The following is a 3,242-nucleotide window of genomic DNA, read 5'->3' on the forward strand; positions in this document are numbered from 1 at the left end:
CGCCGGCGGCATCGTGCTCGGCACCGGCGGCCCGACCTACGACCGCTTCGTGCGCGACCGCAGCTTCTGCGAGGCGACGGAGGTCACGCGCACCGCCACCGCGCCGACGCGCACCGACCCGAAATGCTTCGTCGGCCACACGTGCATCGAGCCGGGCTACGACGACTGGTTCGGAGACCGCTGACCCGCAGCCCGTCTCACTGCAGCCCGTCTCAATGGAAGAACGGCAGGGCGTGCGGGGCGAGATAGCCGAAGGCGAGCAGCACCGCGCCGGCCGCGCCGAGCAGGCCACCGGCGAAGACCAGGGCGACGATGCCGGTGATCACCTCGGCCGAGGCCAGCACGATGCCGATCTGGAAGGCGGCCGAGGCCAGCTCGTAATGGTGGTAGCGCAGCAGGGACAGGTCGCGGTGGTTCTGCGCGGTCTTGGCTTTCTCGGCGAGTTCCTTGCGGCCCTCGCCGGTGGCGGGCTCGGAATCCCAGCGCGCCATGGTCTTGGCCCACTCGGCGCGCTTGGCCGCGATCGCGTCCTGGTTCGGCCCCGGCGGCACCAGGGCCACCGCCTCGTCGGCGGTCTTGAGCACCGTGGCGCGGATGGTCCGCGCCTGGAAGAACGCCCACTGGTTGGCCGCCTCGACGTTGGCGCCGATCGCGTCGGTCTGCGCCGCCTTGCCCAGCGTCTCGCTGAAGGCGAGGAACAGCGCCAGCACCGAGATCAGTAGCGCGACGCGCTTGTTCGACCCACCACCCGCTCCGTGACCACCCGACATCCGCCCAAAGCTCCCCGTTGATTCGTGCGGGCGCAGTCACAGCGCATCCGGCCTGCGGATGCAACGCGGCCGAGCTTCTAGGTTGATCCGCCGGCAACGCCTATGGTCCGGCGCGGCCCGATTCGCGGCCCGCGATAATCGTCTTCGGAGGACGCGTGATGCGCATCGCCACCCTCGCTCTCGTGACCTTCGCCCTCGGTTTCTCCGGGCCCGCCCGCGCCCAGGCGCCGGCCCCGGCGAAGCCGGTGCCCCAGGTCACCGTCGATCCGGCGCGGCTGGCGGCGGCGAAGGCGGTCGTCGCCCGCGCCCAGGGCGACCGCGACACCACGCTTCAGGCGATGACGGCGCCGATGACCGCGATGGTCCAGCAGATGGGGCTCAAGCAGCCCGATCGGGCCAAGGTCATGGTGCAGGAGGTGATCATGCCGATCCTGTCGGCGCATTACGACGAGCTGTTGAACCTCCAGGCGCTGTCGTTCGCGGCGGTGCTGTCGAAGGAGGACCTGGAGGCGATCGCCGCATTCTACGACACGCCGGCCGGCCGCAACATGGCCAAGGCGCAGCCGCAGCTGGCCCAGGCGCAGCTGACGGGCATGCAGCACTGGATCGGCAGCCTGGCCGGCGAGATGCAGACGAAGCTCCAGGCCACCGCCGAGGCGCATGGCTGGGCGCCGGGCGGAAACCGGCCGAAGCCGAACTGAGCCCTGAGGGCTTCGCGCGGGCGCGGCCTACTCGGCGGCCTGCGCGAACACCGTGCCGGCGCGCGGCAGGTCGAGGGTGTCCCAGGTCTCGACGAGCGCCGCGGTCAGCGTGGCGATGCGGGCATCGTCGTGGAACGGCGAGGGGGTGATGCGCAGACGCTCGGTGCCGCGCGGCACCGTCGGGTAGTTGATCGGCTGGATGTAGATGGCGTGGCGCTCGAGCAGGTGGTCGGCCGCCGCCTTGCACAGCTCGGCGTCGCCGACCATCACCGGCACGATGTGGGTCTCGGTGGCGAGCACCGGCAGGCCGGCTTCCTCCAGCGCACGCTTGGTCGCGGCGGCCTGGCGCTGGTGCGCCTCGCGCTCCCCGTTCGAGCGCTTGAGATAGCGCACCGAGGCCCGCGCCGCGGCCGCGATCGCCGGCGGAATCGCCGTGGTGAAGATGAAGCCCGGGGCGAAGCTGCGCACCGCGTCGCAGAGCGCGGACGAGCCGGTGATGTAACCACCGACGCACCCGAACCCCTTGGCGAGCGTGCCCTCGATCACGTCGACGCGGTGCATCACGCCCTGGCGCTCGGCCATGCCGCCGCCGCGCGGCCCGTAGAGGCCGACCGCGTGGACCTCGTCGAGGTAGGTCATCGCGCCGTATTTTTCGGCGAGGTCGCAGATCGCGCCGATCGGCGCCACGTCCCCGTCCATCGAGTAGACGCTCTCGAAGGCGATCAGCACGTTGCGGCCGGCGGCCGCGATCAGCAGCTCTTCCAGGTGCACGACGTCGTTGTGGCGGAAGATCCGCTTCTCGCAGCCCGCGTGGCGCACGCCCTCGATCATCGAGTTGTGGTTGAACGCGTCCGACAGGATCAGGCAGTCCGGGATCAGCTTGGCGATCGTCGAGATGCCGGCCTGGTTCGAGACGTAGCCCGAGGTGAAGACGAGGCCGGCCTCCTTGCCGTGCAGGTCGGCGAGCTCGCGCTCGAGGTCGACCAGCGGCGAGTTGTTGCCGGCGATGTTGCGGGTGCCGCCGGCGCCGACGCCGCAGCGCTTGGCCGTGTCGGTGAGCGCGGCCACCACCTCCGGGTGCTGGCCCATGCCAAGGTAGTCGTTCGAGCACCACACGGTGATCTCGGAGGTCGCCCCGTCGGGCCGGCGCCAGTTCGCGATCGGGAAGCGCCCGGCGATCCGCTCGATGTCGGCGAAGACCCGGTAGCGGCGCTCGCCGTGCAAGCGCGCGAGCGCGCCCTGGAAATGCGCCTCGTAGTCGTTGCCGCGAACCGGACCCTGCGCGTGCGCGTGGGCTGGGGAGGAAGCAGGCCGGGTCTCGGGCATGGATATCCTTGGGGCTGGCCGGCGTCGGACGCGAGGTCGTCGCGGCTGGCCTTGTTCGGATGCCGAGGGCGCGCCTGCGGACCCTGAGAGGCCCGGCGCACCCGATCACGCATCGGGTGAATGAGGAATCCGGCGGCCTCGCGTGGCGCCGCCGGACAGGAGGATACAGCCGGATCTAGAATCGGTTCAAGGTGACGAGGCGTCATCCCTGCCTTGCAGGGCGTCGGGGTGCGTCCGGCCCCGCCGTGTGTGCGGATTGTGAGGTGCCCGACGACGACTTAGGAGTCGAAGGCGACGATGGGTCGCGTGAACCTGGACGACGTCGCTTGAAGCCATGACGACGAAGAACGACGAAGCCCGCGCCGAGCGCCTCAAGGCGGCGCTCCGCGAAAACCTGCGGCGACGGAAGGGGCAGGTCCGCGGCCGCGGCGAGGCGGCGGAGCGC

The 3,242-nt window shown here is 71.0% G+C and carries 3 protein-coding genes and 1 pseudogene; 2 read left to right on the forward strand and 2 right to left on the reverse strand.

Annotated elements, in window-relative coordinates:
• A pseudogene (locus FV222_RS21060) lies at positions 1–184 on the forward strand (hypothetical protein); the annotation flags it as partial.
• A gap of 28 nt (positions 185–212) precedes the next feature.
• Here the strand turns inward: FV222_RS21060 and FV222_RS21065 are convergent.
• On the reverse strand, positions 213–770 hold the full coding sequence (locus tag FV222_RS21065; protein ID WP_147761608.1) for a DUF4337 domain-containing protein: 558 nt from the start codon (positions 768–770) through the stop codon (positions 213–215).
• A 158-nt stretch (positions 771–928) separates the two neighbouring features.
• On the opposite strand from FV222_RS21065, the gene FV222_RS21070 reads away from it, so the two are divergent.
• Positions 929–1,471, forward strand: coding sequence for a DUF2059 domain-containing protein (locus FV222_RS21070; RefSeq protein ID WP_147761609.1), 543 nt, complete (start codon positions 929–931; stop codon positions 1,469–1,471).
• Between the two features lie 27 nt (positions 1,472–1,498).
• Here FV222_RS21070 and hemA read toward each other — a convergent pair whose 3' ends face one another.
• A complete protein-coding gene (hemA, locus tag FV222_RS21075; protein WP_147761610.1) occupies positions 1,499–2,797 on the reverse strand; it encodes a 5-aminolevulinate synthase in 1,299 nt (432 codons plus the stop codon).
• Positions 2,798–3,242: the final 445 nt, after the last annotated feature.

Source organism: Methylobacterium sp. WL103 (assembly GCF_008039885.1).
Taxonomy (GTDB): Bacteria; Pseudomonadota; Alphaproteobacteria; order Rhizobiales; family Beijerinckiaceae; genus Methylobacterium; species Methylobacterium cerastii.